This window comes from Haladaptatus sp. T7, from assembly GCF_026008575.1.
Classification (GTDB): domain Archaea; phylum Halobacteriota; class Halobacteria; order Halobacteriales; family Haladaptataceae; genus Haladaptatus; species Haladaptatus paucihalophilus.
This window is the reverse complement of sequence record NZ_BROP01000002.1, coordinates 442,981-467,722: the sequence shown is the minus strand read 5'-3', so window position 1 is coordinate 467,722 and position 24,742 is coordinate 442,981. Positions and strand designations below refer to the sequence as shown.

Sequence of the window (24,742 nt, the reverse complement as noted above, 5' to 3'; positions counted from 1 at the left end):
AGACCTTGTGACGTGCGGTCGTCAACGAACCATGTTACCATTAGACATGACCGTTACGGGGTTCTGCCACGCCGTTTCGTCGGCGCGAGGATTAGTATCAAGAACCACGAGGTCGGCACGGTATCCCTCCTCGACCAGTCCGACATCCGATAGCCCGAGGAGGTCGGCCGCGTTGACCGTCGCCGCCTCGAGCGCGCCGTCTGGCGAGAGACCGTACTCGACCATCAGTTCGAGTTCTTCCGGGATGTCGCGGTGGAAGTTGAACGGCGTTCCGGCGTCGGTTCCCATCGCTATCGTCACGTCCGCATCGAGCGCGTGACGGAACGCGTCTTCGAAGGCGTCGCCCGCTTCCTCCGCCTTCTCGACCGCGTAGGGAGGGATTCCGGCGTCCGTCCCCTGCTCGACGATTCCGTGGAGCGCCTTCGCAGTCGGCACCCAGTAGGTCCCTCGGTCGGCCATCATTTCGGCCGCTTCGCGGTCCATGAACGTCCCGTGTTCGATGCTCGAAATACCTGCCCTGACGGCGTTCTTGATGCCTTCCGTCCCGTGGGCGTGAGCCGCCGTCGGTACGTGTTTCGCGGCGGCGGTTTCGACGAGCGTGTTCAACTCTGCTTCGTCGAGTTCGGGCGAGCCGGTGACCGCACCCTCGGTGAGGACGCCGCCGGTCGCCATGCACTTGATAACTCCCGCGCCGCGCTTGAGCTGTTCTCGGACGGCCTTTTTGACTTCCGCTTCGCCGTCCGCTTCGCGCCCGAACCAGTGGCCGTGGCCGCCGGTCATCACGACGTTCTGGCCGCAGGCGACGACTCGCGGTCCGTCGATGAGCCCCGATTCGATCGCTTTTCCGGCGTCGAGCGCGAGCGTCGTCGGTGAGCCGAGGTCACGAACCGACGTCACCCCGGCGTGGAGCGCGTCGCGGAGGTTCGCCGTCGCGCGATACGACAGCGTCATCTCGCTGTCGTGATTCATCGTGGTCACGTCCGGTCGGCCGTCCATCGAGGCGTGGATGTGCGAGTCGATGAGCCCCGGCGCGACGAACTTCCCGCTCACGTCGATCTCTTCGTCGGCCTCGGGAACGTCCCCCACCGAGACGATTTCGCCGTTTTCGACCGCGACGTCGGCGTCCCGAATACCGGTCGCGTCTACGATATCTGCACCGCGGAGTACGAGCATGAGCGGTGTGAGACGCGCTACGTGATAACCATCCGGGTCGCGGCAGGGTGAGACGGTGAGGGTGTCAGCGGCGTGGGCGACGGAACGTCAGCACGGTGGGCGAAAGAGGCAACTCGCTTCCCTCTGAACGAAAGTGTATGGACGGAACCGACAGCTCGGAGCGAAACGCGTTGATAACCGGTGCGAGTTCGGGCATCGGACGGGCGACCGCACACGCCCTCGCCCGCGACGGTGCGAACGTCGCGCTCGCCGCGAGACGCGAATCGGAACTGGCCGACATCGCGGACGCGCTGGAAGCGGAGTACGGCGTCGAAACCGCGGTTTGTCCCGCCGACGTGCGCGACGAGGCTGCCGTCGAGTCGATGGTCGAGGAGGCGGCGTCCGCGCTCGGCGGCCTCGACGTACTCGTGAACAACGCGGGACTCGCGCGCGGGGAAGCCGTCGAGGACCTCTCGACCGAGGAGTTTCGTGCCATGCAGGACACGAACGTCGATGGCGTCTTCTTCGTCACGCGGGCCGCGCTCCCGCACCTCCGCGACTCCGCGGGCAACCTGATATTCGTCGGAAGCTTTGCGGGCCAGTACCCCCGGCCGTTCAACCCCGTGTACGCCGCGACGAAGTGGTGGGTGCGCGGATTCGCCCACAGCCTCGAAGGTCGCGTCGGCGAGGACGGCGTGGCGGTCACGGTCGTCAATCCGACCGAAGTTCGGACGGAGTTCGGCTCCGAGGACGGCGAACCGTTCGAGGACCGATTCGAACCCGGCAGCGTCACCGAACCCGAGGAGATAGCCGACGCTATCGCGTTCGCGGCGGGGCAGGAGAACTCGACGGTCAGCGAAATCGACGTCTACCGTCGGGACAAGTTTTCGGGGTTTTAGGGCCGCTTCGTCGTGATTTTCGGCAGTCCGACTATCCGTACCGTTCGCTACCCGTACCCTTCGTACTGCACGTGGTCCTCGGGGACGCCGAGGTCCCGCGCCGCGCCCGCGAGCATCGACACCATGGCGTTGACGCCGCAGGCGTACACTTCGAGGCCGTCGGGGTCGATTCGCGCGTCGATGTCGTAGGCCGGTTCCGTGGTGTACTCCGCGAGGTCGTCGGAGAGGTTCTCCTCGGCCCTCTCGACGAGATATTTCACGAGCGTCTGCTGGACGTAATCGGTTTCTCCCTCCCAGTCGGTGAGGTACTCCTCGCGCGAGCAGGTCGGGACGAAGTGGAAGTTCTCGTGTTCGTCGTCCAGTTCCTCGAACTCCTCGCGGTAGGCCAAGTCGTCCTTCCACGACGCGCCCAGAAAGAGCCACACGTCCCGCCGTTCGCCCTCGTACTCGTCGCGGCCTTCCTCGAAGGTGTACTTAATCATACTCCGGAGTGGCGCGACGCCCGTCCCCGTGGCGAGGAAGGCCATGTCCCGGCCGGACGGTTCTTCGAGGACGAAATCGCCGTTCGGTCCCCGAACCGTCACCCGGTCGCCCTCCGAGAGGTCTTCGAACAGCTTCGACGTGAGGCGGCCGTGTGGCACCCGTCGAACGCAGAGTTCGATGCCGTCCGCGTTCGGCGAACTGGCGATGGAGTACGGCCGCGGCGTGTGTTCGTAGCGCATCGTGGCGTACTGGCCGGGCACGAAATCGAACTCCTCCTCGACGTCGATGGCGACGCTCATCAGCGACGAGAACGGTCGCTGATAGCGATCTCTTAGCGAGGAGAGTTCCGTCAACAGGTTCTCGTGGCCGCGCTCTTCGCCCTCTATCGCCGATATCAGTTCGTCCCAGTCGGCGTCCTCGGATGCGACTCGCTCGGCCCACTCCTCGCGGCCGTGCACGTCGAGGAGTTCCGCGGCCCGTTCGACGACGCGCTCGGTACGGTCCTCGTCGAGGGGCTCCACGCGCTCGACCCTCGCGGAATCCGTCACCAGCGGCAGCTCTTCCGCCCGTCTGTGTTGTGAGTGCTGTGATGGAATCTCCATAGCCGCACCGTGTACCGCGACGGGTGCGAGCGGTAAAACGCTTCTCGCCGTTTCGAAAGCCGGTGAAAACATCCCTGATGCGGCCGTCCTCGCGGAGAACGGCGGCGGTCACCGAAAGCCCTCCACGACTATCGAAGCGCGTCCACGATTATCGAAGCGCTTCGTCGACTTTCTGGATGGGATGTGGCGGTTCCTCGCCCTGCCAGTCGCCGAGTTGCGTGCGACAGGACGCGCCGGGCGCGACGACTTCCCCGCCGTCGCTCTCTTCGACCTGCTCGAACAGAATCGACCCGACCGCCTTGCTCATCGAGTAGTGTTCGGCCTCGTAACCGAAACTGCCCGCCATGCCGCAACACCCGCTGTCGAGGGCGTCCACCTCGTAGCCCGCAGTGCGGAGGACGGTCACGGCGTGGCCGTCCTTCTTCGTCGCCTTCTGGTGGCAGTGACCGTGGTAGGTCAGCGACCCCTCGCCCGACAGCGGCAGGTCGAGGTCGAACGCGTCGAGGTACTCGCAGATTCCGTACGTGTTCGCGGCGAGGCGTTCGGCTTCCGTTCGGAGTCCTCCAGCCTCGGGGTCGGCGGAGCGCGGTTCGGTGTACTGACCGCTCGACGACCCGGACGACTCGTCCGTCGGCAGCAAATCGAGGTAGTCCGACTGGAACATCACCGCGTCGGACGGTTCGACCACCACGACGTCCCAGCCGTCTCGGACGAACGACGAGAGGGCGTCCACGTTCGTCTCGGCCTGCTCGCGGGCCGTGTCGAGCAGCCCTTTCGAGTGGGCGGGTCGCCCGCTCCCGGCCACGCCGGACGGGATTCTGACGTGCACGTCCGCCGCTTCGAGGACGCGAATCGCCGCCTTCCCGGCCTCCGGGTGGTTGTGGTTGGTGTAGGTGTCGGGAAAGAGCAGGACGCGCCGGGTGGCCTCCTCCTCGGAAACCCGCGTTCCGCGCTCTTCGAACCAGTCTTCGAGGGTTTCGCGGTGGAACGTGGGCAGACTTCGCTCGCTGGCGATGCCCAGCACCTTCTCCGCGACGAACCGCGCGCCGGGGAGTTCGGTCGCCCAGTTCGAGACGGGCGCGAACGCGCTCCCGAGCGAGGAGAGGCGGTCGATGTTCCCGAAGATGCGGTCGCGGAGGCTCGCCCCGTGTCGCTCGTGGTACTCGTGTTCCACCTCGGCCTTCAGCTTCGCCATGTCCACCTCCGAGGGGCAGTCTTTCGCACAGCCCTTACAGCCGATACAGAGGTCCATCACCTCGTGCATGAACTCCACGTCGAACTGCTCCTCGTCGGAGAGCGAACCGCTCATGGCCTGCCGGAGCATGTTCGCTCGCCCTCGCGTGCTCGTTATCTCCTCGTCCGCCGCGCGGTAAGTCGGGCACATCACGCCGCCGGTGGTCTCCTGCCCGCCGCGACAGCCGCCACAGCCGTGACAGAGTTCGACCATCCCCTCGAAGCCGTTCTCGTTCTCCCAGTTGAGGGCCGGGTCGAAGCCGGAGTCGAACTCGTAGCCGGGGTCGAACCGGAGGTTCTCGGTCATGTCCACGTCACCACAGACCTGTCCGGGGTTGAGGAGCCAGTCGGGGTCGAAGGCCGTCTTCAGGTCGCGGAAGACCTCCCACACGTGGTCGCCGTACAGTTTGTGGTTCCACTGGGTTCGCGCGCGGCCGTCGCCGTGCTCGCCCGAGACGCTGCCGCCGTACTCGACCACGAGGTCGGTCACGGCGTCGGCGATGGATTCCATCTGGTTGACCCCCGCGGGACTCTTGGTGTTGACGAGCGGGCGAACGTGCAGACACCCCGGTCCGGCGTGGGCGTAGACGCTGGCGAACGTGTCGTTGTCCTCCAACACCTGCTGGAAGTCGGCGACGTATTCGGGCAGGTTCTCCGGCGGAACCGCGCTGTCCTCGATGAACGAGATGTGTTTCGCGTCCGTCGTCCGCGAGAGCAAAATTGGCAGGCCGGATTTGCGCAGTTTCCAGAAGCGGGCGCGCTCGTCCTCGTCGTGGGCCTCCATCGCGGAGAGCGCCCGGACTCCCTCGCGGTCGTCCCGGAGCTTCGAGACTTTCTCCCGCCCGTCCTCGTCGTCGGTCGCGTAGAACTCCACGAGGAGGACGGAATCGGTTCCGTCCGGGAGCATCTCCACCACGTCGCGGAACTCCTCGGTATCCTCGGCGAGCGATATGAGCACGTTGTCGAGCACCTCGACGGCCGACGGGTCGTGGTCGAGAATCGGTGCGACGTCCTCCATCGCGTCGTTCAGGCTTCCGTAGGTCAACAGCGCCATCGCCTTCGTTTCGGGGATGGGTTCGAGCGAGACGGTCGCCTCCGTGACGATGGCGAGCGTTCCCTCGCTTCCGGCGAGCAGGCGCGCGAGGTTGACGTGTCCTTCCTCGGCTTCCTCGACGAGTCGGTCGAGGTTGTAGCCCGAGACGTTGCGTTTGAGTTGCGGGAACACCTCCGCCACCGCGTCCCGCTCCTCCTCGACGATGCGGAGCACTTCCGCGTAGATGCGGCCTTCGAGCGAGTCGTCTCCGGCACCCTCGCTGAGTTCGTCCAGCGTCACGTCGCCGAAGCGCGTCACGGTGCCGTCGGCGAGGACGACCTCGCACTCCTCGATATAGGCGTCCGTCTTCCCGTACTTCAGGGAGTGTGACCCCGTGGAGTTGTTGCCGATGGCTCCGCCGAGGGCGCTCTTGTCGCGCCACGCCGGGTCGGGCGCGAACTTCAGGCCCTCCTCGGCCAGCGCGCGGTTCAACTCACCGAGGACGATTCCGGATTGGGCGCGGGCGGTTTCCGCTTCCGGGTCGAAGTCGAGCAGGTCGCCCATGTGGCGCGTGAAGTCCAGCACGACGGCCTCGTTGACAGACTGCCCGGCGAGACTCGTCCCGCCGCCGCGGGGGAGGACGGGTATCTCGCGGTCGGCGCAGTACTCCATCACCGACGCCACGTCGTCCGTCGAGGTCGGGAAGACGACGCCGATGGGCGTCACCTCGTAGGCGCTCGCGTCGGTCGCGTACAACTGTCGGGAGTACTCGTCGAAGCGGACCTCGCCGTCCACCAGCGTCACGAGGTCGGAGACCAATCCTGTGCGTGCCACGCTATCCGAATGATAGTCGTAGTTCGCGCGGTCGTCGCGGGCCGGGTCACCCGCGTCACGTGTTGCCATACGGTGTCGTAAGGAAGGCGACCCGAAAAGTCATGTGGGGTTGGGGCAACCGACGGGGGCGATGCGCGACACGTCGGACGCCGCGCACTCGCGTCGGTTCGTCCCTCGTTTGGTCGTAGTTCGTTTCGACCGATCGTCGTTCGCGCGGTCATCTCCCCCCGTTCGTTTCGAACGGTCGTCGTTCACCCGGTCCGAAGCGATTCCGTGCTGATACTGAATTCAACTATTTCTCCCTGAATACTACTGAACGATACTAACAGGACATCGACCGGACGCTCGTTCAGACTCGTCGGACGCTCGGCGAGGCCGCGCGCCAGAAGTCGAAGAGCACGTCGCGCTTCAGCAGGGCGAAGCCGGTGAAGATGGCGGCGAAGCCGATGACCGTCGTGCTGGCGACGAGTTCGCCCAGCACCAACCAGCTGAGGAGCGTGGCGACGACGGGTTCGAGATAGCCGACGAGGTTGAGTTCGGTCGCGCCGATGGTGTCCAGCAGGTGGAAATAGATGAGGAACGCGACGACGCCCGAGATGAGCACCAAGTAGGTCAGGGACGCGACGGCCGACATCGACCAGTCGATTGCGGCGGGGGACTCACCAGTCCCGAGGCTGACCGCGTGGATGAGGATCGAGCCGAACAGCATGGACCAACCCTGCAGCGCGGGCACCGAGACGCCGGTTTCGAACGGTTGGCTGAGCACCGACCCGAGGGCGAAACTCGCGGCGGCGAGAAAGACGAGGCCGATGCCGACCGCATCAGTCGAGAGGAGGTTGGCGGGGGTCGGGTTGGCGACGATGGCGACGCCGACGACGCCACAGAGCAGGCCGACGGCACCGAGCGGGGTGACGTGTTCGTCGGCGAAGAGGGTGCTGGCGAAGACCGCCGTGAGAACCGGTGAGAGGCTGACGATGACCGCCGCCAGCGCGCCGGGCACGTGTTCTTGGCCGAGGTAGAGGAGGCTGTGGTGGCCCGCGATGATGAACGCGCCGATAGTCACGATTCCGAGCACGTCCCCTCTGGTCTGCGGCTTCCAGCGGTCGGTCGTCACGGCGGCGTAGCCGAGGATGAGCAGGCCAGCCACGTCGTAGCGCACCGCCGCGAACAGGAGCGGCGGGAAGTGGTGAAGCCCCACGTCGATGGAGACGAACGAACCGCCCCAGAACAGCGCCAATAATGCAAACATCACTCCGTTCATCGGTAGGTATCTACCAAATTTCGTCTGAGTCATGGATTTCTATCCAATCCTACCAGATGCACCTTGTTAAACCCTTCTACAAAGAAGGACACTGATACTGAATCTCATACAAAATTCAACGCAATCTTTGCACCAATTCGTTATTATGAATCATGAGGATGTGCGTGATTCGAACGGGAATCGTCCATCTTCGCCGAACTCCAGACGTTAAGTATGACGGACGTATAATTCGAAATCAATGGACGAACGCGACGTCACCCTACTCAAGGCGATATCGGACCTCGAAACGGGAAGTCCCGAGAAACTACACGAGGAGACGGACATCCCCGTTTCGACCATCCACTACCGACTGAACAACCTCCGGGAGGCAGGTGTCATCGAAAACGACCTCTACGACATCGACTTGGAGGAGTTCGGTCTGGGCGTCACCGTCGTCGTGGAGGTGTTCGCCGATTACACGGGGTCCTATCGGGACTTCGGGGAGAAGATACTCGACATCGAGGGCGTTACGCAAGCGTACTTCACGATGGGCGAAACCGACTTCATCGTCGTCGCGCACCTCACCGGGCGCGAGATGGTCGAACGGCTCATCGGCGATTTCGAGCGCATCGAGGAGGTGGACCGAACGAACTCCACGTTCGTCATCTCCACGCTCCGCGACTCCCACCGCGTGCTCCAGAGCTACAGTTTGGACACGCTCGTCGACGAACTCGCGGAGGACTGAATCGACGAGCCGCCGCCGTTCGCGTTCCCGTTAGTCGCCGCCTCCGCCGTCGCCGGTCGAGCAGCGCGCCGAAAGCGATTCCCTGTCGGCCGCGACACAGGAGATAGAGCTGATGCGACCGGTGTCCGTCGGGTCCGGTTGGAACGTGATGCTGTCGCCCACCTGAATCTCGTTGAACAGCGTGCGATGCGTGGTGTACAGCGTCCGTTCGCCCTCCTTCGCGTCGTTCGGCCACGCGGACCGATACTGCTCGATAGTCACCTCGTAGGTCACGGTGCCGAACGACTCGGTGAGTCGAGTTCCTACCGATTCGTTCACGACGACGTTGCCGGGGTCGCTGCCCGCGTTTCCGGGGTACTCGTCCCGTGCCGACACGCCGCTCGCGGTCGCGGAGAGGACTCGTGTTTCGTCGGCGCGGACGGTCTTTTCGACCACGCGGCCTTGATTCGTGCCGAGAACGGCCTTCGTACACCCGGCGACCGAGGCCGCGGCACCGACCGCTCCGACTCGGAGGAACTGGCGGCGGTTCACGTGCCACGCTTTGGGGAACCCACGGATAATTCTGTCTACCCGCGCCGAACGAAAACACGAAACCCCTGCCGTCCCTACGCCGGGATATGATTCGAAACATCGCGGCGAACGTGCAGGCGTTCACCAGCAACGCGTTCCTCGTGGACGGCGACCGCACCGTCCTCGTGGACACCGGGTCGAACTTCGACGCCGTGTCGCGGGTCGAGGAGGCCGTCGGCGACCTCGATGCCGTCATCGTCACGCACACGCACCCCGACCACGTCGGCACCCTCGATGCGGTCACGGAGGCCTTCGACGTCGAGGCGTTCGGCTTCGACCCCGACCAACCCGGCGTGGACGTCGGAATCGAGGACGAGGCGGTCGTGACCATCGGCGACGACGACTACCGCGCGCTCCACACGCCGGGGCACAAGGACGACCACCTCTGTTTCTACTCCGAATCGGCGGACATCCTCTTCGCGGGCGACCTCGTGTTCCAGAACGGCAGTTTCGGCCGAACAGACCTCGAAGAAGGCGACCGCGCGGCGCTCATCCAGAGCATCGACCGCGTGCTCGACGCGGTGGACGAGGACCTGCGCGAGATGCACGTCGGCCACGGCCCGAGCGTGACTACCAACCCGTACCACGACATCGAACTGGCGTCACAGGCCGCGCGGATGCGGTAACGAACGACGACTAGAGAAGCGACTCATACGCGTCTCCGTACTCGGATGCGATTTTCTCGGGGTCGTTTCGCTCCGCCTTCGAAAGCGGTTCGAGGGTCATCGTTTCGGCGGGGTCGAGCAGGTTCACCACGTCCGACACGCGTTTTTCCATCGTCCCGTCGTGGACGCTGTTGTCGGCGACTTCGCACGCCTTCGCGTAGCGCGCGCCGTCGTACACTCGGACGCGGCGGGGTTCGACGACGGCCACGGTGTCGAATTCGACGCCCTGAATCGGGCGGGCGATGTCGCTGTAGGACTCCACGACCGCCCGGTCTTCCGACCGGATGCGCTCGGCCAGCGCCCGGAAGTGCGGGAGGTAGCGGCGCTCGGTCTGGTCGTTCAGTTCCGCGAGGGACTCGACGACCACGGCGGACGAGAGCGGGAGGGCCTCGCGCACGGCGTCGGGCAGCGAGACGGTGCCGTTGACGACGAACCCGTCTCCAACGCGGTCAACGAGGAACTCGCGGCGGGACTGCCCGAGCAGTCCTTTGCCCGAGCCGGGAGCGGGCCGCCAGAGTCGATGGACCGGGTTCAAGTCTTCGGGGTCGGCGTCGCCTCGACTCGCGTCCGCGAGTCGCTTCGCGTCCTTGCCGTAGAGTCTCCCGTCCGTAAGCGCGGCCGTGGCGTCGTCGTGGTCGAACCAGAAGTCGTTGCCCGCGCGGGGCTTGAACCCGACGCCGCCGATGTAGTCGAGGAGGCCGACCGTGAACGTCGTCTTCCCGGCGTCCACGCGGTCGCTTCCGGCGACGAGAACCGTCATGTCTTCAGGCCGTAGTAGCCCGGTTCCTCGTCGGTCGGCGGTTCGGCGACCACGAGTTTCTCGGAGTTCCGCATCACCCACGGAATCGCCCAGTCCAACAGGATGTCCTCCGTCTCGACGTCGATTTCGGCGTCCGGGTCGAGACCCTGTAGCAGTCGAGCGATTTCGTAGACCGAGTACATCGTGTCCTCGTCGAGCAGTTCGTCCGGTTCGTAAAAATCACAGGGGTACAACTGCTCGAACTCGTCCTTTGGCTTTGGCATGGGTGGACGTACGTCCGAACGGGCGTAAAAGCTCTCGAATCGACCCGCGGAGTCTCGGGTATAATTCAGGGAGGCGGTTATAAATATAACGGACAACCATGACAACCGAGTATTTATAACAGCCGTTCGAGATAGGAACTGACATGTACGAGGAATCGGAGAACGAGACGAAAGAGGCGCTCGTCTCCGCCTTCGCTGAATTCGGCGGTACCTATCTCCGAGATATCTGGTTGTTCGACCAATCGGATCACGAACAGCTCTTTCTTCGGGAGGACGTGGAGGAAAAGCTCGAAGCGGTCGACGTGGAGAAGTTCGTCGATAACGAGCGGTTCGGGTTCATCACGCAGGACACCTACGACCAACTCTACTACGCCACGTATCAGTACACAGTTCGGGGGTTCGACGATTTCGAACAGTTCCGGATGTTCTTCGACGACGACGACCGCCACGTCGGCGTGTTCGCCAGTTTCGACCGGCAACCCGGCGGCCACGATTACGAATCGCTGTTTCAACACGTCACGGATATCGCATCCGGCTACGATGTTCCGGTCGTGAGTCCTGACGACGAATAAGCCCCACGTACGGCACGGGTATCGTTTCGTTCACGATGGGGTAACGGAACGCTACGAACTATCGCTTCTATTTCGGTACCGCGGAGAGTTCGGTCGTTGACGGATTCGCCCCGTCCGGCGTCCACTTGGAAAAAACAGCGTCGTTTGGTTTACTTCGGCGTCAGCTTGATGCTGTTGAGTTTCAGGTGCTTTCGACCGTTGTTCCCGGTGTTCCAGTAATCGGAAACCGACGCGGCGCTACCGAGCGAACTCGCCCGCGCCTTCAGTTGGATACCGATGTCGTACCTGGTGCCACCGACGAGGCTGAAGTCCTTGGTTTCCGTGTGTCCGCTGTCGTACAGCGTCGAGAGGGTTTCCATCGACTGGTCCTCCAGACCGTAGTCGTTGCTCCGGACGAACGCCGAGATGGTCGAGGTCGAATCCTTGTGCGAGCAACGTCGATAATAGTCGAGCGTGACTTTGTAGCCACGGTCTTCCGGTGGGGTGTACGTCCCGTAGAGCCGTGCGAGGACATATCCTTCGCCGTCCACGGACGAGTTCGCAACCGCCCAAATCTTGTTCTCTATCGTATCGACTTGGACCTCTGCTCTCGTGATCTGCCCGGCCTTCTTTTTCGTATCGTAGCTCGACGGGGAGAGATAGAACGAGGTCCCCGCCTCGGGGGTAACGTTGGGGCTGGACGCGGACGCGGCCGTCGTCGCGGCAGTCAGTGACGCGAGTCCGGCACCCGCCGTCTTCAGAACCCGTCGTCGAGAGGTCGTGTTCACAATGCTTCTCTCCTCGGATTTGTCGCGTGTGTCCTCACTCATCTAAAGACCACACGCAATTTAATTTTATACTATAACTTAAAAATTAATATTTTATAAAGGAATGTATATGTACTCATAGTTAGATTATTTAGATAGCCGCTGTGCGGTATTTTCCATCGGTCGCGCTCACGGTAGTGACTCAGAAGCTAATTACTACCGCAAAAAATATCGGTGCGTTCGGAATTATTCGAACCGCGAAACGACGTTTTCGTAGTTGTCAGCAACCTCGTCCCAGTCGATGACTTCGAAGACGTTCTCCACGAAGTCGCCGCGGTCCGGTCCGTAGTCGTAGTAGTAGGAGTGCTCCCACACGTCCACCGCGAGAATCGGGTGGCTGCCCCAGAGCGCGCCCTGGTCGTGCTTGTCGACCTTGACGTTACGGAGCTGTTTGGCCACCGGGTCGTACACGAGGAGTGCCCAGCCACCGGCGGCGCTCGCGGCGGCCTCGAACTCGCCCTTCCATCCCTCGTAGGAACCGAAGTCCTCCTCGATGCGGTCGGCGAGGTCTCCCTCGGGTTCGCCGCCGCCGTTCTCGTCCATGTTCTCCCAGAAGAGGGTGTGGAGGTAGTGACCACAGCCGTTGTGGGTCACGTTACCCAGCGCACCCGCCGTGCTGGAGTAGTCACCGGACTCGCGGTTCTCCGCGAGGGTCTCCTCGGCACTGTTGAGGCCGTTTACGTAGCCCTGGTGGTGGGTGTCGTGGTGCCACGTGAGAACCTGCTCGGAGATGTGCGGTTCCAGCGCGTCGTAGTCGTACGGGAGCGGTGGTAGTTCCGCGTTCGATTTTTCTGCCATATATGTATTACCTCCACTAACTATATCTCACCTCGGCCTGTTAAACCTTGAGGAGAAGTTCGCTAACATACAGCATGATACGCCGGCAAAATATTCTGCTTTCGGACGCCAACGCGGCCGTTACATCCCGCTGGCTTCGTCGTAACGTTCCTCAACGTCGTCCCAGTTAACGACGTCCCAGAAGTTGTCCACGTACTCGCCGCGGTTGTTCTCGTACTGGAGGTAGTAGGCGTGTTCCCACACGTCCAGCACCAAGAGCGGCGTCGTCCCTTGCGGTGACTGGTTCTGGTGATTCTCGGCCATGCTCACGATGGGAATGTCGGCCACGTGGTCGTAGAGCAACATCCCCCATCCCGAGCCTTCGACGCCCTTCGCGGCCTCCGAGAAGTGCGTTTTGAACTCCTCGAACGACCCGAACTGTTCGTCGAGGGCGTCAGCGAGGTCGCCGCCGGGTTCGCCGCCGCCGTCCGGGGACATGTTCTCCCAGAAGACGGAGTGGTTGACGTGTCCCGAGAGGTTGAACGCGAGATTGCGCTCGACGCCTTTGACGTCGCCCCACTCGTCGTTTTCGCGCATCTCTTCCAACTTGTCGAGCGCCGCGTTCGCACCGTTGACGTAGCCTTGGTGGTGTTTGTCGTGGTGCAATTCCATGATGTGCGCGTCGATGCTCGGTTCCAGTGCGTCGTAGCTATACGGTAGGTCCGGTAGTTCGTAGGTCGCCATTGGTAACCCCCGGAAGGTGGTCAACGGTCGTCGTGTTAAGTGTTGAGGCGACGCACGCAGACGACGTGTCATCACACGGCGACCCGACAGGAACGAGGGTCTCCCGCACGGCCGAGAAATCCGAGGAGGAGCACGATACCGCCGACGCGAAGCAGGTCGCCGTGGAACGGCAACGCGGCCATCGCGCCCGCGAAGCCGAGGAAACCGAGCAGCCCCGCGCCGCAACTCGCGCACCCGGACGCGACGAGTCCCGGCAGGACGCCGGTCAGGTCGGAGAGGCTCGACACACCCGTGACGCGAGCCTGTGCCGCGGCGTTCGTCACCGCGACGCCGGTCAGCACCGCGTAACAGACGATGAGACCCAGCCCGAACCAACCGTTCGTCGCCAAGACGTTCTCGGTCAGCAGGACGAGCGTATCGTCCGCCCACTGCATCCCCGCCCCGAGCATCTGCATCGACATCTCCGGGAACGTCGAGAGGATGAGCAGGACGTACGTGACCGCCGCGACGACGGCCGTCCCCACCGCTCGCGGGAGCGAACTCACCGGATAGGCGAGGGCGGCGGCGAGTTGCGAGAGTAGCCGTCGGGTGCGCGATTTCCCCGTCATGCGTCTCGAATCTTCCGAATGGCGCTTTCGAACCGCGGATACGGCTGTGCGCCCATTATTTTCCCGGCCTTCTCCGACTCCCGGTCGAAGAAGATGAACCCCGGCGTCGCGCTCACGTCGCTCCGCGTAGCGGCGTTCACGTCGTCGTCGATGCTCGATTGGAGCGACGCGCCGTTCTCCCCTAAACACGACTCGACCGCTTTCGCGTCCACCCCATCGACCGTGCGGGTGATGTCGAGCAGGTTCTCCTTCGACGCCCACCCGGAGTTCGGTTTCCCCTGCTCGTCGAACATCGTCGAATGCCAGCGCTTGAACGCCGCGGGAGAGTCGTCGCGCACCTGTCGCCAGACGCACTTCGCCATCCGCGAGGCCGTCGTCGAGGCGCTCCCGATGTTCGGCAGTTCGAGGACGACGAAGCGAATCTTCCCCGGCCGGAGGTAGTTCTCGACCAACTTCGGGAACGTGTCCTGTTCGAACCGGCTGCAGAACGGACACTGATAGTCGCTCCAGTAGTAGATATCGACGTCCGCATCCGGCGCACCGAGGATCGGATTGCCCGCCAGATCGACTCCGTACGCCGTCGTTTCGTCGCTTCCGAACACGAGCGAGTCGCTCGTATCCCCCCCGTTCGTTCCGCCCCCCGTTCCGCCGTCGCCCCCGTCCGATGACGTCGATTTCGTCGTCCCCGTCGTGTCGTTCGAGTCCGTTTGGCCGCTCGCGCATCCGGCCAATCCGGCGGCCACCGCGGCCGACCCGAGAAATGCTCTGCGACGCATCCGTCTCTCGTTGCCAGTCATTATTGAATACCCGTCTCGTGTTCACCCAACACGGGTGTCGGTTAAATCCCCGATGGGACGTTTTCAGAGTCAGAAACCACCCGTTACGTTTTAACCGCCGAAGTGCGGTACTCGATTTGTGAGTGAGGAGCCGCGTCCGGCCGAGTTGTTTCGCTTGCTGGACGACGAGTACGCGCGTGCCATCCTCACGAAAACGAGCGAACGACCGATGTCAGCACAGACCCTACGCGACGAATGCGACGCCTCGCTTCCGACGATTTACCGGCGGCTCAACGACTTGGAAGCGTGTGACTTGATAGAGAAATACACCCGCCCGGAACCGGACGGAAACCACCGCTCGATGTACGAAGCTGCGGTCGAACACGTCGAAATCGACATCGAGGACGGCGACCTCGAAGTCACCGTCACCGAGCGCGAGGACACGGCCGACCGCTTCACTCGCGTCTGGGAAGGACTGCGGAGGGACTGACGATGCGCCTCGAACTCCTCGCCGGGAAACTCCTCGTCATGGCGCTCGGACTGCTCATCGCGTATCAGGGATTCCGCGGCTACCGACGGAATCAGAGCGAACCCATGTTCTTCGTCGCCGTCGGCTTCGTCTTCCTCACGCTCGGCGGGACGATGGGCTGTACGCTCATCCACACCCTCGGTATCTCCGCGTTCGTGCTCGGCATCGCGCAGACGATGTTGGTCGCGGTCGGCATGGGCTTCGTCCTCTATTCCCTGTACGGATGACGCGTCGTGGTCCTCGACCGACCGTCACGGACGATTGGCTCGACGGCCGAACGTGCGTCGAAAAAACGAGAGGTACCGCGAAGGAATCGTCCTCGGTCGCGTGCGACCGAGTTAGTCGTCTTGGTTCTGGGCGTTCCAGTTCTGGGCGTTCGACCACGCGGCCTGCACGTTCTCGTTGCTCTGGGCGCTCGCTTGGACGGCAATCGCGTCGCCGGATTCGGCTTCGCCGCTGTCGTAGCCGTTGTCGCCGTCACTCGGGTTCACGCTGATGGCACCCGAGAGCGCGACGTTATCTTCCTGATGGTTGTAGTTCCCCTGTGCGACCGCCTGACTTTGGTCTACGTTCGACACGGCGGCTTGGCCGCTGAGCTGTACTTGGTTGTCGTCCGCCACCGCGGCCGCGTTTCCGGCGAAGCCGACGGCGAACAGACTGGCGATAACCGTCATCGAAAGCAGAATTTTGAGCGTCTTTTTCATGGTTTTCTCCGCGGGTGCGAGTTCACCTCCCGGTTCCCGTGGTTCGGTCGGAAGGTGACGCAACCCTGTCCTCGCCTGTCGGGGGGTCGCTATTTCAACCCCGGTCACCGTTGAGCGGCGTCCACCGACTCCTTACCGACCGTCTTCCGTATTACCGCGACGATAGCGGGAGTTACGACGCTCGCCGCATGCACGCACCGCCGCTGACAACGACGACAACGCGCCGACAATCGGCGATTGGTCCGTCCGTCGAGCGTGAACGACGACGCTTCACGGCCGTTCAAAACGTGCTACGCGCGGTTGTGAACGCTACTCCCGTGGCGCTCACTTCCGCTATCCTCTGACCTACCCTCTCGCGTTCTCGAACATCGTGATAGCCATCTCGCGGCGCTCCGAGTGGTCCACGATGGGGTCGGAGTAGTCGGGTGCCAGTTCCCGACGTTCGTCCGGGTCCAACTCGGTCCACTCGTGAACCGTCTTCGGGGGTACGTCCGCCAGTTCGGGGACGAACCGTTTGATGTACTCCGCGTCGGGGTCGAACCGTTCGCCCTGCGTCGTGGGATTGAAGACGCGGAAGTAGGGTTGGGCGTCGGTGCCCGTCGAGGCCGCCCACTGCCACCCGCCGTTGTCGTTCGCGGTGTCGTGGTCCACGAGTTTCCTCCGGTACCAGTCGTAGCCCTCGCGCCAGTCCACGAGCAGGTCCTTCGTCAGGAAGGAGGCGATTATCATGCGGACGCGGTTGTGCACCCACGCCTCCTCGCGGAGTTGGCGCATCCCGGCGTCCACGATGGGATAGCCGGTCTCGCCGTCCTTCCACGCCCGCACGCCGTCGGGGTCGTCGCGCCACGCGATGTCGTACTGGTAGTCCTTGTAGTTCTCCACGACCACGGACGGGGTGTCGTCGAGGACGTGCGCGTAGAACTCCCGCCACGCGAGTTGTCCCTGAAACTCCTCGACGGATTCGGCCGCGTCCTCGCTCTCCGCGTCGTCTTTCGCCCGCTCGGTTGCCTCCCACACCTCCCGGATTCCGACGGTGCCGAACTTCAGATGCGGCGAGAGTCGAGAGGTCGATTCGCAGGCGGGGTAGTCGCGCGCCTTGTCGTACCGATACACGTCGTCCTCACAGAACGCCGAAAGCAGGTCGCGGGCCGCCTCGGTCCCGGCGGGGGGAATCTCGGCCTCCGGGTCCTCGAAGCCGAGGTCGGCGAGGGTCGGTATCTCGATGCCCTCTTCGACCACCTCGTCCGGGACGACGATTTCGTCGGGCGCGTCGAACGGCGCGTCCTTTGCCCCGTCGCGCCACTTCTTCCAGAAGTAGGTGTACACCGAGTAGTAGTCGCCCTGATTCGTCGTGATGCTCCCCGGCGTGTGCAAGAGCGCGTCGTGGAACGCCCGCCGTTCGATTCCCGCGTCCGAGAGCGCGTCCCGAACGTCGGCGTCGCGTTCCTTCGCCAGCCAGGAGTAATCTCGATTCCAGACCACGCGGTCGGCGTCGGCGGCCGCCGCGATTCGGGGAATCTCCTCGCGCGGGTCGCCGCGGAGGACGAGCAGGTCGCCGCCGCGCTCGCGGTAGGACTCCCGGAGCGATTCGAGCGCGGACAGCATGAACGACACCCGAGGCGGGGCCGCGTGGGAGAGCACCGCCCCGTCGAAGACGAACACCGGAAGGACGGGGCTCCCCCTCGACAGCGCGCGGTTGTCCGCGACCCGAAGGTCGCGGCGGTGCCAATGGACGTGCATAGAGGACGAACGGCGACGACCCACTTAACCGTCGAACCCACTCAGTGGGGTTTTCTCGACGGTCCGGCGACGGAGTTAACAATGGTAATCCATCCCACAGGATTTTCCAGTGATGTTTTATAATGTGGGTCCTCGTTATAACTAGCCATGGTAAATCTTACCGCGTCGGTTGCGGACACGGTTTCCGACCAGGCGGACTCCCCCGCCATCGTCACGGAGGAGCGAACGCTGACGTACGACGACCTCTGGGAGCGAATCAGCGGCTTCGCCGCGGGGTTGGAGGAGCGCGGCGTCGGCGTGGACGACCGAGTTGCCATTTACCTGCCCAACGTGCCCGAGTTCGTCCTGACGTTCCACGGGACGCTCGCGGCGGGCGGCGTCGTCGTCCCGATGAACCCACAGTATCGGACGCGCGAAATCAGCCACCTGCTCGCCGACAGCGGTGCGAAGGTCGTCGTCACCCTTCCCGACCTCGTGCCCGTCGTGGACGCCGTCCGCGAGGATACGAACGTCGAGCACGTCGTCACCGTCGGCGAAAGCGAGGGAGACGCGGCGTTCTTCGGCGATTTCCTCGGCGACGGCGACGGCGAAATCGAACCGCGGGACGACGACGACCTCGCGGTCCAACCGTACACGAGCGGGACGACAGGGACGCCGAAAGGTGTGAAACTGACACACCACAACCTCACGTCGAACGCGCACGGAGCCGCGGCCCTCGCGCCGGGCGGCATCGACTCCGAGGACTCGCTGTTGGGCGTCCTCCCGCTGTTCCACATCTACGGGATGACGGTGTGCATGAACGCCACCCTGTTCAGCGGCGGCGTCTTCTACCCCCTTCCGACGTGGGACGCTCAACAGGCCCTGTCGCTCATCGAGGAGGCGGAACTGACGCTGATGCACGGCGTGCCCGCGATGTACAACGACATCATCAACCAGCCGAACGCGGCCGACTTCGACCTCTCGTCCCTCCGACTCGCCGGGGTCGGCGGCGGCGGCATCCCCATCGAAGTGCTCCGTCGATTCGAGGAGCTGTACGACGCGAAAATTTACGAGGGCTACGGCCTGACCGAGACGAGTCCGGTCACGCACTTCAACACGCCCGAGAAGGGTCGTCGGGTCGGCAGCATCGGTACGACCATCGACGGCGTTAGCGCCCGCATCGTGAACGACGACTTCGAGGAACTGCCGCCGGTCGAGAAGGGACCGCTCGCCGAGGACGACGCGGAATTGGACGACGTGACCGGCGAAATCGTCATCGCCGGGCCGAACGTGATGGCCGGGTACGCCGGACTCCCCGACGCGACGGCGGAGGCCTTCACGGAGGCGGACGGAAAGCGCTGGTTCCACACGGGCGACATCGGCTACTGGGACGAGGACGGCTTCTTCTACGTCGTGGACCGCAAGAAGCACATGATCAACACGGCGGGGTACAACGTCTATCCGCGTGAAGTCGAAGAGTTGCTCTTCGAGCACCCGGCCGTCGCGGACGCCGCCGTCGTCGGCATTCCCGACGAGCGCCGGAACGAGACGGTCAAGGCCTTCGTCGTGACGGTGCCGGACGCGGACGTGACCGAAGAGGAGATTCAGGAGTACTGCCTCGACAACCTCGCGGCGTACAAACATCCCCGCGAAGTCGCGTTCGTGGACGAACTCCCGCGAACGACGACCGGAAAGGTCCAAAAGTTCGAACTGCGACAGCAGTAGGCCGACACTGATAGAAAATTTGATAGTACCCGTGTCACAACGTGTCTGTGGCTGGCGTTCACCAGCCGCATCGTGACCGTTCGGACGCGAACGGTTTCCGTTGTTCATGGTTTCACGGGGCGGGATGCGCCACCAGATGGACACCCCGCTTCTTCGACGCGACACCTTTCTTCGACGCGACACGACTCCGTGACTCCCTATTCCTCGACGAGACGCTACTCTTCGACGACGATATCCGCGACCATACCCATCGCCTTGTGCGGCTGACACCAGTAGTGGTACTTCCCGGGTACCTCGAACGTGTAGTGATACCGATACCCCGCGTCGTACACGTCGCTCCGGCCGCCCGGCGTTCCGTCCCAGTTCGCGCCGTCCGGTTGCGACCCGACGATGATGTTGTGCGTGTTCGACTTCCAGACCCAGAGGACGGTATCCCCCGTCGAAACGTGCAGCGGTTTTCCGGTGCCGGGTTCGAACCCGTACTCGTAGTCCGGCCCGACTTCGACCGTCGCGTCGGCGTCCACCGCGGTGGTCGGCGTCGTGGTCCCGCCGTCGGACGAACTGGTACACCCGGCGAACCCCCCGATTACGCCGAGCGCTCCCGAAACGCCGATTTGCCGGAGGTACGCCCTGCGCGTCGATCCGCTTTCGGATTCGGTCATGAATCTCTCTCACTCTCCCCACGAATCACGCGTAAAAATGGGGTTCGATTGTGCCCTATCGGCGTTCTCCGAAGAACGACGGCAGTTCGACTCCCGAAGAGGTCGTCACCCGACGGCTACGCGGGGCCGTCGCCGTCCGGGATGACCGATTCGCCGTCCGTTTCGTCCTCCGGAACTCGCCACCGAAGCGTCACGAACCGCTCAGTCCCGTCATCCGTGGAAACTTCCCCCTCGGAGAGGTCGATGCGACCCGCCGGTCGGGAAAATTCGCCCCGGTCGTCGGCTGTGGCCGGACGCATTCGTTCGTAGCGCCCGGTTACCCCTTCCCGAAGGTCGCGAAGGTAGTCCGCGAGTTCGTCGCGGGTCAGCGACGCTTCGCGTTCGGTCCCGTCCTCGGCATCCTCGACCGTATCGGAGTACCCGCCGAGGACGGCGTTGATGACTGCACCGAGCAGAAGGACGAGTCCGGAGAAGTACAGCCACGTGATGACGACGATGACGCCGCCGAAGAGGCTAGCCGAGCTACTGCCTTTCGACGCCAGATACACCTGGAAGAGCGCTTGCAGCGCGGCCCATCCGACCGCAGCGAAGACCGTTCCCGGAAGGACCTGTTTCCACTCCAGTTCGGCGTCCGGGAAGACGTAGTACATCGGAAAGAACGCAAGAATCAGGCCCGCGACGAGCACCAGCGGCGTGAGAAGTCCGAGGTACGGCACGGTGTCCGCGAACGCGCTGAACACGGCGCTAACGACGACCGTCGCGATGATGGCGACGGTGAGTGCGACGAGGACGACGAGCGCATCTTTCACTTGGTCGAGGAAGGAGTTTCCTACCTCCGTGTCGTAAATCTCCGAGAAGGCCGTGTCGAGGCCGCGGAATATCTTCAGCGACCCCCACACGAGGACGACGAGGCCGATGAGCGAAGCACCGCTCGCGGACGCGTTGGACCGAAACACCCGCTCGATGACGTTGGCGATAGGGCTGGGAAGCGACCCCCCTGCAATTTCGAGGATTCTGTCTTCGAGTCCTCCACCGACGATGCCGACGACGATGAGGAGTAAAAGGAGCACTGGTGCGAGCGAGACGAACGCGTTGTAGGCGATTCCCGCCGCCATGAGCGTCACGTTCTTCTCCGAAAAGTCCGAGACGACCCGCTTTCCAGTCTCCGTTGCTCCGTCGATGGTGACCATGGCTGATGGAACACGATGACCCTAAAGAGCAGTACGGCCGATTAACCGGCGCGCTTCTCACAGCCACCCGATTCGTACCTGTCCCTCGTAGTACTCCCGCGCTCGGCGAATCTTCCGGAACAGGTACGTCGCCACGAGCCCCGAAAAGACGAGCACGTACGCCAGCAGCCACAGCAACACGTCGCCGCCGAAAATGCTGGCGAGCAGGTTCGTCACGAACCCGGCGGTCGAGTTGTAAAAGCCGTGGAGGAGCGCCGGAAGGGCGATTCCCTTGATGACTATCGGCCCGCGGTTCGTGGGAACTATCTTCGCCAAGCCGAGGTAGTAGCCCGAGATGGCCGCCCAGAGGACGTGGTTCGGGCCGACGATGGCCCGCGTCACGGCGACGCCCGAGACGGTGACGGCGGTGCCGCCGTGGGGTCCCACCGACCCGACGACGTAGGTCAGGTTCTCGATGGTCGCAAAGCCCAGTCCGGCCATCGCTCCGTAGACGGCCCCATCGACGGCCGTCTGGAAGTGCGGCGTGCGGTAGGCGTGAAACCGGACCGCGAGCCACTTCACCGTCTCCTCGACCGGACCGACGACGAAGAAGAAAAACGGTACGATGGCGAGCGCCTCCACGCCGACTTCGGACAACAGCCCGATTCCGACGGTGTTGATAATCGCCGCGAACGCGGCGAACACCACGCCGAGGAGGAAGGTGACGACGAGCGTCGGAATCGGTTCCCGTTCGGTCGGATCGACGCGCCAGATGTACACCGCGAGGAGCAACGCGGGGACGATAGAGAGGAACGAGAACAGGCCGAGAAGCGGACGACGCGAGAGCGTCGTCGCGACCAATCCGAGTTCGATGACGACGAACGTCAGGGCGAGCGCGAGCGTGACGATGCGAGTCGCTTCCGAGAGGAGGTGATACAAGCGAAGCGAGAGTTTGTCCATCCACGTTCGCGGCTCCCACGACTCGATGTCGTACGGGTCCTCTCCCCCCATCATCGTCCGCTCTTGTCCCTCGGTCCGGTCGTCCGGTCCCATCCGTTCTCCCCCATACTCGTCTTCGATACGGCCGCGAGCCTCAAAGGGTTTCCTCGCTCACGGGGCGAATCAGTCGCCCGTCTCTCGAAGCGTGGCGCGCGTCACGTCCTCGAACGAGGTGTGACCCGAGAGCGCCAGCGTCAGGTCGAGGTCCGCGAGGAAGTTTCGAAGCACCCCTCGAACACCCTCCCGCCCCGCGATTGCGAGGCCGTAGATGTACGGTCGCCCGAGCAGAACGGCGTCGGCTCCGAGCGCGACCGCGCGGAACGCGTCGGCCCCGCGACGGACGCCGCTGTCGAAGAGGACCGGCACGTCGTCGCCGACGGCATCCACGACATCGGGCAGGGCATCGAGCGCGCCGATAGCGCCGTCCACCTGCCGTCCGCCGTGATTCGAAACGACGAGTCCGTCCACGCCGCGTTCGACCGCTTCGCGCGCGTCGTCGGGGTGGAGGATTCCCTTCAGCAGTATCGGCAGGTCGGTGTGTTCCCGGAGGAAATCGAGGTCGTCCCACGACAGCGACGGGTTCCCGAAAGTTTCGGTGAACCGCCAGAGCGCGGAACCCATGTCCTCCTCGGGCGGCGCGTCGAGCGCGTCGCGGAACGCGGGGTCGGAGAGGTAGTTCGCCACGCCCTCGCCGTCGAGGAACGGGAGGTAGGCGTGGTCCACGTCGCGTTCGCGCCAGCCCATCATCGGCGTGTCGAGCGTGACGACGATGGCCTCGTAGCCCGCGTCCTCGGCCCGCGAGACGAAACTCGCGGTCACGTCCCGGTCGGCACTCCAGTAGAGTTGGAACCAGCCGAGGGTGTCGCCCAACGCCTCGGCCACGTCCTCCATCGTCTCGGACGACGCCGAACTCAACACGAGGGGCACGTCGAGGTCCGCGGCGGCCCGCGCGGTGGCGAGTTCGCCCTCCTCGTGGATGATGGACTGGACGCCGACGGGCGCGAGCATGACCGGGACGGGAAGCGTTTGGCCCAGAATTTCGACCGAGAGGTCGCGCTCCGACACGTCGCGGAGCATCCGCGGGACGATTCGCCAGCGGTCGAACGCGCGGCGGTTCTCGCCCTTCGTGCTCTCGGACCCGGCCGACCCGGCGACGTAGGCGTGGGCTTCCGGCGGAAGATGCTCGCGCGCGAGGTCGGCGAGTTCGTCGGGTGAGGTCGGTAGGTCCGGCGTCTGGTCGGCGAGCATGCCGCCCGCGTACACCTCTCGCTGGCGGTTCGGTCCGAACGGTTTCGAGGGGTCGTTCATGGACGAACTGTCAGGTCGGGACGGATTATAGCTTGTTCCGCACCCACCACGCGCCGACGCCGACGACGAACGCGATTCCGACGTTCGTGAGGAGGCCGAGCAGGCCCACGCCGACCGCGAACCAGCGGTCCTCGGTGTCGAGTCCCGACCGACCGAGCGAGAACGCGACGACGACGAGGACGACGCCCAAGACGGAGAGCGGGAAGGCGGCGACGACCGACGCCGCGAAAATCGCGGCCAGCGCGTACATGATTCCGAGGACGAGGTTGGCACCGGCGTTCCGCGCGCCGAAGGCGTACTTCCCGGCGACGCCGCCGCTCCCGTGGCACATCGGCATCGCGCCGAAGGGCACCGCGAGGAGGTTCATGACGCCCATGCTCGTCGCCAGTTCGTCCGGGGCCACGTCGGCGTCGAACAGGTCGGCGAGGAGGAGCGAGGTGGCGACCGCGGCGTTCCCGACCGTCATCGCCAGTTGCCCCAGCGTCGCCGAGAGGGTGGTTTCGGTCAGCGCGGGCGAGAATCCGAGCGCGAGTTGGGGAAGCCGGGGCGACGGCACGCCGACGCTCAGTTCCGCGAGCACCACGCCGAACGCGAGGACGACCAGCGCACTCGCCCGACGGTAGCCCAGCGCGACGACGACGCCCGTGATGAGGACGGCGACGAGCGCAACCGTCGGGTTTCCCGCCCCGAGTTCGACCCCGGTTCGGGCGAGCATGAGCGCCACCGCGACCTGGATGCCCCGTACCACCGGTTCGCCGACGTACGGCGTGATGCGAGAGAGCGTCCCCGTCCGGCCGACCGCGAGGAGGACGACCCCCGCGACTGCCCCGGCGGTCACGAACTCGCCGGTGGTGAGCGACCCCGCGATGACGAGCGCGGCGAGCGCCTTCATCGGTTCGACCGAAATCGGGAGGTCGTAGTGAACCCCCCAGACGATTTGGAAGACTGCGAAGCCGAGGAGGAGGGTCGGAAGGTGCAGGTCGGTGAGCGCGGCCACGGCGACCACGATGGGGAGGACGGTTATCGAATCGCCGACCGCACCGGTCACGTCGGAAACCGTGAGTTCGAACCGCGTGTCGTTTCCAAGCGCGACCTCTGTCATCGGAGAGAGATACGAAATGAAGCGGTAAATGGTTACGCAGAAACCGAATACGGCTATTCTCAA

General features: G+C 64.1%; 26 protein-coding genes. 7 read left to right on the top strand and 19 right to left on the bottom strand.

Features of this window, described 5'->3' with window-relative positions; genetic code table 11:
• Positions 1-21 precede the first annotated feature (21 nt).
• Positions 22-1,173 carry an amidohydrolase family protein gene (locus OPC11_RS08545; protein ID WP_007978415.1) on the bottom strand — a complete coding sequence of 384 codons (1,152 nt, stop codon included), beginning with the start codon at positions 1,171-1,173 and terminating at the stop codon, positions 22-24.
• Between the two features lie 137 nt (positions 1,174-1,310).
• Between OPC11_RS08545 and OPC11_RS08540 the strand changes: the two genes are divergently transcribed.
• On the top strand, positions 1,311-2,051 hold the full coding sequence (locus tag OPC11_RS08540; protein ID WP_264781613.1) for an SDR family oxidoreductase: 741 nt from the start codon (positions 1,311-1,313) through the stop codon (positions 2,049-2,051).
• A 47-nt stretch (positions 2,052-2,098) separates the two neighbouring features.
• Here OPC11_RS08540 and OPC11_RS08535 read toward each other — a convergent pair whose 3' ends face one another.
• From OPC11_RS08535 to OPC11_RS08525, 3 genes are all read right to left on the bottom strand, one after another.
• Positions 2,099-3,136, bottom strand: a complete 1,038-nt coding sequence (locus tag OPC11_RS08535; protein WP_264781612.1) for an FAD-binding oxidoreductase — start codon at positions 3,134-3,136, stop codon at positions 2,099-2,101.
• A 148-nt stretch (positions 3,137-3,284) separates the two neighbouring features.
• Positions 3,285-6,305 (bottom strand): FAD-binding and (Fe-S)-binding domain-containing protein, encoded by a 3,021-nt coding sequence (locus OPC11_RS08530; RefSeq protein WP_264781611.1) that lies wholly within the window; start codon positions 6,303-6,305, stop codon positions 3,285-3,287.
• Between the two features lie 280 nt (positions 6,306-6,585).
• Positions 6,586-7,485 carry an EamA family transporter gene (locus OPC11_RS08525; RefSeq protein WP_232423681.1) on the bottom strand — a complete coding sequence of 300 codons (900 nt, stop codon included), beginning with the start codon at positions 7,483-7,485 and terminating at the stop codon, positions 6,586-6,588.
• A gap of 250 nt (positions 7,486-7,735) precedes the next feature.
• Here OPC11_RS08525 and OPC11_RS08520 point away from each other — a divergent pair, with 250 nt between their 5' ends.
• On the top strand, positions 7,736-8,221 hold the full coding sequence (locus tag OPC11_RS08520) for an Lrp/AsnC family transcriptional regulator (protein WP_007978427.1): 486 nt from the start codon (positions 7,736-7,738) through the stop codon (positions 8,219-8,221).
• 30 nt (positions 8,222-8,251) lie between these two features.
• On the opposite strand, the gene OPC11_RS08515 is transcribed toward OPC11_RS08520, so the two are convergent.
• The gene (locus OPC11_RS08515; RefSeq protein ID WP_007978429.1) at positions 8,252-8,752 is read right to left on the bottom strand and encodes a twin-arginine translocation signal domain-containing protein; all 501 of its coding nucleotides are present in this window, start codon (positions 8,750-8,752) and stop codon (positions 8,252-8,254) included.
• Between the two features lie 86 nt (positions 8,753-8,838).
• On the opposite strand from OPC11_RS08515, the gene OPC11_RS08510 reads away from it, so the two are divergent.
• The gene (locus OPC11_RS08510) at positions 8,839-9,417 is read left to right on the top strand and encodes an MBL fold metallo-hydrolase (RefSeq protein ID WP_264781610.1); all 579 of its coding nucleotides are present in this window, start codon (positions 8,839-8,841) and stop codon (positions 9,415-9,417) included.
• Positions 9,418-9,427: 10 nt separating this feature from the next.
• Here the strand turns inward: OPC11_RS08510 and OPC11_RS08505 are convergent, their stop codons facing one another.
• Positions 9,428-10,216, bottom strand: coding sequence for an ATPase (locus OPC11_RS08505; RefSeq protein ID WP_264781609.1), 789 nt, complete (start codon positions 10,214-10,216; stop codon positions 9,428-9,430).
• A complete protein-coding gene (locus OPC11_RS08500; protein ID WP_007978435.1) occupies positions 10,213-10,479 on the bottom strand; it encodes a DUF5827 family protein in 267 nt (88 codons plus the stop codon). The genes OPC11_RS08505 and OPC11_RS08500 overlap by 4 nt, the downstream gene beginning before the upstream one ends.
• A 143-nt stretch (positions 10,480-10,622) precedes the next feature.
• Here OPC11_RS08500 and OPC11_RS08495 point away from each other — a divergent pair, with 143 nt between their 5' ends.
• A complete protein-coding gene (locus OPC11_RS08495) occupies positions 10,623-11,051 on the top strand; it encodes a hypothetical protein (RefSeq protein ID WP_264781608.1) in 429 nt (142 codons plus the stop codon).
• Between the two features lie 149 nt (positions 11,052-11,200).
• Here OPC11_RS08495 and OPC11_RS08490 read toward each other — a convergent pair whose 3' ends face one another.
• The 5 genes from OPC11_RS08490 to OPC11_RS08470 all read right to left on the bottom strand — a co-directional run bounded on the left by OPC11_RS08490 (position 11,201) and on the right by OPC11_RS08470 (position 14,783).
• A complete protein-coding gene (locus OPC11_RS08490) occupies positions 11,201-11,860 on the bottom strand; it encodes a hypothetical protein (RefSeq protein WP_264781607.1) in 660 nt (219 codons plus the stop codon).
• A gap of 183 nt (positions 11,861-12,043) precedes the next feature.
• A complete protein-coding gene (sod, locus tag OPC11_RS08485; RefSeq protein ID WP_007978438.1) occupies positions 12,044-12,655 on the bottom strand; it encodes a superoxide dismutase in 612 nt (203 codons plus the stop codon).
• Between the two features lie 120 nt (positions 12,656-12,775).
• Entirely contained in the window at positions 12,776-13,378 is a 603-nt protein-coding gene (locus OPC11_RS08480; RefSeq protein WP_007978439.1) for a superoxide dismutase, read from the bottom strand.
• 71 nt (positions 13,379-13,449) lie between these two features.
• Entirely contained in the window at positions 13,450-13,986 is a 537-nt protein-coding gene (locus tag OPC11_RS08475; RefSeq protein ID WP_264781606.1) for a hypothetical protein, read from the bottom strand.
• Positions 13,983-14,783 (bottom strand): thioredoxin domain-containing protein, encoded by an 801-nt coding sequence (locus OPC11_RS08470; protein ID WP_264781605.1) that lies wholly within the window; start codon positions 14,781-14,783, stop codon positions 13,983-13,985. Before OPC11_RS08470 ends, OPC11_RS08475 begins: the two co-directional genes overlap by 4 nt.
• Before the next feature lie 118 nt (positions 14,784-14,901).
• Between OPC11_RS08470 and OPC11_RS08465 the strand changes: the two genes are divergently transcribed.
• The gene (locus OPC11_RS08465; RefSeq protein WP_069451678.1) at positions 14,902-15,252 is read left to right on the top strand and encodes a winged helix-turn-helix domain-containing protein; all 351 of its coding nucleotides are present in this window, start codon (positions 14,902-14,904) and stop codon (positions 15,250-15,252) included.
• Positions 15,253-15,254: 2 nt separating this feature from the next.
• Positions 15,255-15,518 carry a hypothetical protein gene (locus tag OPC11_RS08460; protein WP_007978443.1) on the top strand — a complete coding sequence of 88 codons (264 nt, stop codon included), beginning with the start codon at positions 15,255-15,257 and terminating at the stop codon, positions 15,516-15,518.
• A gap of 111 nt (positions 15,519-15,629) precedes the next feature.
• On the opposite strand, the gene OPC11_RS08455 is transcribed toward OPC11_RS08460, so the two are convergent.
• A complete protein-coding gene (locus OPC11_RS08455) occupies positions 15,630-16,103 on the bottom strand; it encodes a hypothetical protein (protein ID WP_264781604.1) in 474 nt (157 codons plus the stop codon).
• Positions 16,104-16,340: 237 nt separating this feature from the next.
• On the bottom strand, positions 16,341-17,735 hold the full coding sequence (locus OPC11_RS08450; protein ID WP_264781603.1) for a deoxyribodipyrimidine photo-lyase: 1,395 nt from the start codon (positions 17,733-17,735) through the stop codon (positions 16,341-16,343).
• Between the two features lie 147 nt (positions 17,736-17,882).
• Between OPC11_RS08450 and OPC11_RS08445 the strand changes: the two genes are divergently transcribed.
• A complete protein-coding gene (locus OPC11_RS08445; protein WP_007978447.1) occupies positions 17,883-19,439 on the top strand; it encodes a long-chain fatty acid--CoA ligase in 1,557 nt (518 codons plus the stop codon).
• Between the two features lie 215 nt (positions 19,440-19,654).
• On the opposite strand, the gene OPC11_RS08440 is transcribed toward OPC11_RS08445, so the two are convergent.
• The 5 genes from OPC11_RS08440 to OPC11_RS08420 all read right to left on the bottom strand — a co-directional run bounded on the left by OPC11_RS08440 (position 19,655) and on the right by OPC11_RS08420 (position 24,679).
• Positions 19,655-20,101, bottom strand: coding sequence for a plastocyanin/azurin family copper-binding protein (locus OPC11_RS08440; RefSeq protein WP_264781602.1), 447 nt, complete (start codon positions 20,099-20,101; stop codon positions 19,655-19,657).
• Between the two features lie 116 nt (positions 20,102-20,217).
• Positions 20,218-21,291 (bottom strand): YhjD/YihY/BrkB family envelope integrity protein, encoded by a 1,074-nt coding sequence (locus OPC11_RS08435; RefSeq protein WP_264781601.1) that lies wholly within the window; start codon positions 21,289-21,291, stop codon positions 20,218-20,220.
• A gap of 57 nt (positions 21,292-21,348) precedes the next feature.
• Positions 21,349-22,323: a PrsW family glutamic-type intramembrane protease gene (locus tag OPC11_RS08430; protein WP_264781600.1), complete on the bottom strand. Its 975-nt coding sequence runs from the start codon at positions 22,321-22,323 to the stop codon at positions 21,349-21,351.
• Between the two features lie 69 nt (positions 22,324-22,392).
• Positions 22,393-23,577 carry an alpha-hydroxy-acid oxidizing protein gene (locus OPC11_RS08425; protein WP_264781599.1) on the bottom strand — a complete coding sequence of 395 codons (1,185 nt, stop codon included), beginning with the start codon at positions 23,575-23,577 and terminating at the stop codon, positions 22,393-22,395.
• Positions 23,578-23,602: 25 nt separating this feature from the next.
• A complete protein-coding gene (locus OPC11_RS08420) occupies positions 23,603-24,679 on the bottom strand; it encodes a putative sulfate/molybdate transporter (protein ID WP_264781598.1) in 1,077 nt (358 codons plus the stop codon).
• Positions 24,680-24,742 lie beyond the last annotated feature (63 nt).

Coding starts and splice junctions, on each gene's coding strand:
- OPC11_RS08505 (WP_264781609.1), bottom strand. CDS start 10,216: ATGACGGTTCTCGTCGCCGGAAGCGACCGCGTGGACGCCGGGAAGACG.
- OPC11_RS08420 (WP_264781598.1), bottom strand. CDS start 24,679: ATGACAGAGGTCGCGCTTGGAAACGACACGCGGTTCGAACTCACGGTT.
- OPC11_RS08545 (WP_007978415.1), bottom strand. CDS start 1,173: ATGCTCGTACTCCGCGGTGCAGATATCGTAGACGCGACCGGTATTCGG.
- OPC11_RS08480 (WP_007978439.1), bottom strand. CDS start 13,378: ATGGCGACCTACGAACTACCGGACCTACCGTATAGCTACGACGCACTG.
- OPC11_RS08475 (WP_264781606.1), bottom strand. CDS start 13,986: ATGACGGGGAAATCGCGCACCCGACGGCTACTCTCGCAACTCGCCGCC.
- OPC11_RS08435 (WP_264781601.1), bottom strand. CDS start 21,291: ATGGTCACCATCGACGGAGCAACGGAGACTGGAAAGCGGGTCGTCTCG.
- OPC11_RS08535 (WP_264781612.1), bottom strand. CDS start 3,136: ATGGAGATTCCATCACAGCACTCACAACACAGACGGGCGGAAGAGCTG.
- OPC11_RS08500 (WP_007978435.1), bottom strand. CDS start 10,479: ATGCCAAAGCCAAAGGACGAGTTCGAGCAGTTGTACCCCTGTGATTTT.
- sod (WP_007978438.1), bottom strand. CDS start 12,655: ATGGCAGAAAAATCGAACGCGGAACTACCACCGCTCCCGTACGACTAC.
- OPC11_RS08445 (WP_007978447.1), top strand. CDS start 17,883: ATGGTAAATCTTACCGCGTCGGTTGCGGACACGGTTTCCGACCAGGCG.
- OPC11_RS08430 (WP_264781600.1), bottom strand. CDS start 22,323: ATGGGACCGGACGACCGGACCGAGGGACAAGAGCGGACGATGATGGGG.
- OPC11_RS08450 (WP_264781603.1), bottom strand. CDS start 17,735: ATGCACGTCCATTGGCACCGCCGCGACCTTCGGGTCGCGGACAACCGC.
- OPC11_RS08530 (WP_264781611.1), bottom strand. CDS start 6,305: ATGGCAACACGTGACGCGGGTGACCCGGCCCGCGACGACCGCGCGAAC.
- OPC11_RS08470 (WP_264781605.1), bottom strand. CDS start 14,783: ATGACTGGCAACGAGAGACGGATGCGTCGCAGAGCATTTCTCGGGTCG.
- OPC11_RS08540 (WP_264781613.1), top strand. CDS start 1,311: ATGGACGGAACCGACAGCTCGGAGCGAAACGCGTTGATAACCGGTGCG.
- OPC11_RS08460 (WP_007978443.1), top strand. CDS start 15,255: ATGCGCCTCGAACTCCTCGCCGGGAAACTCCTCGTCATGGCGCTCGGA.
- OPC11_RS08510 (WP_264781610.1), top strand. CDS start 8,839: ATGATTCGAAACATCGCGGCGAACGTGCAGGCGTTCACCAGCAACGCG.
- OPC11_RS08525 (WP_232423681.1), bottom strand. CDS start 7,485: ATGTTTGCATTATTGGCGCTGTTCTGGGGCGGTTCGTTCGTCTCCATC.
- OPC11_RS08440 (WP_264781602.1), bottom strand. CDS start 20,101: ATGACCGAATCCGAAAGCGGATCGACGCGCAGGGCGTACCTCCGGCAA.
- OPC11_RS08520 (WP_007978427.1), top strand. CDS start 7,736: ATGGACGAACGCGACGTCACCCTACTCAAGGCGATATCGGACCTCGAA.
- OPC11_RS08490 (WP_264781607.1), bottom strand. CDS start 11,860: ATGAGTGAGGACACACGCGACAAATCCGAGGAGAGAAGCATTGTGAAC.
- OPC11_RS08495 (WP_264781608.1), top strand. CDS start 10,623: ATGTACGAGGAATCGGAGAACGAGACGAAAGAGGCGCTCGTCTCCGCC.
- OPC11_RS08425 (WP_264781599.1), bottom strand. CDS start 23,577: ATGAACGACCCCTCGAAACCGTTCGGACCGAACCGCCAGCGAGAGGTG.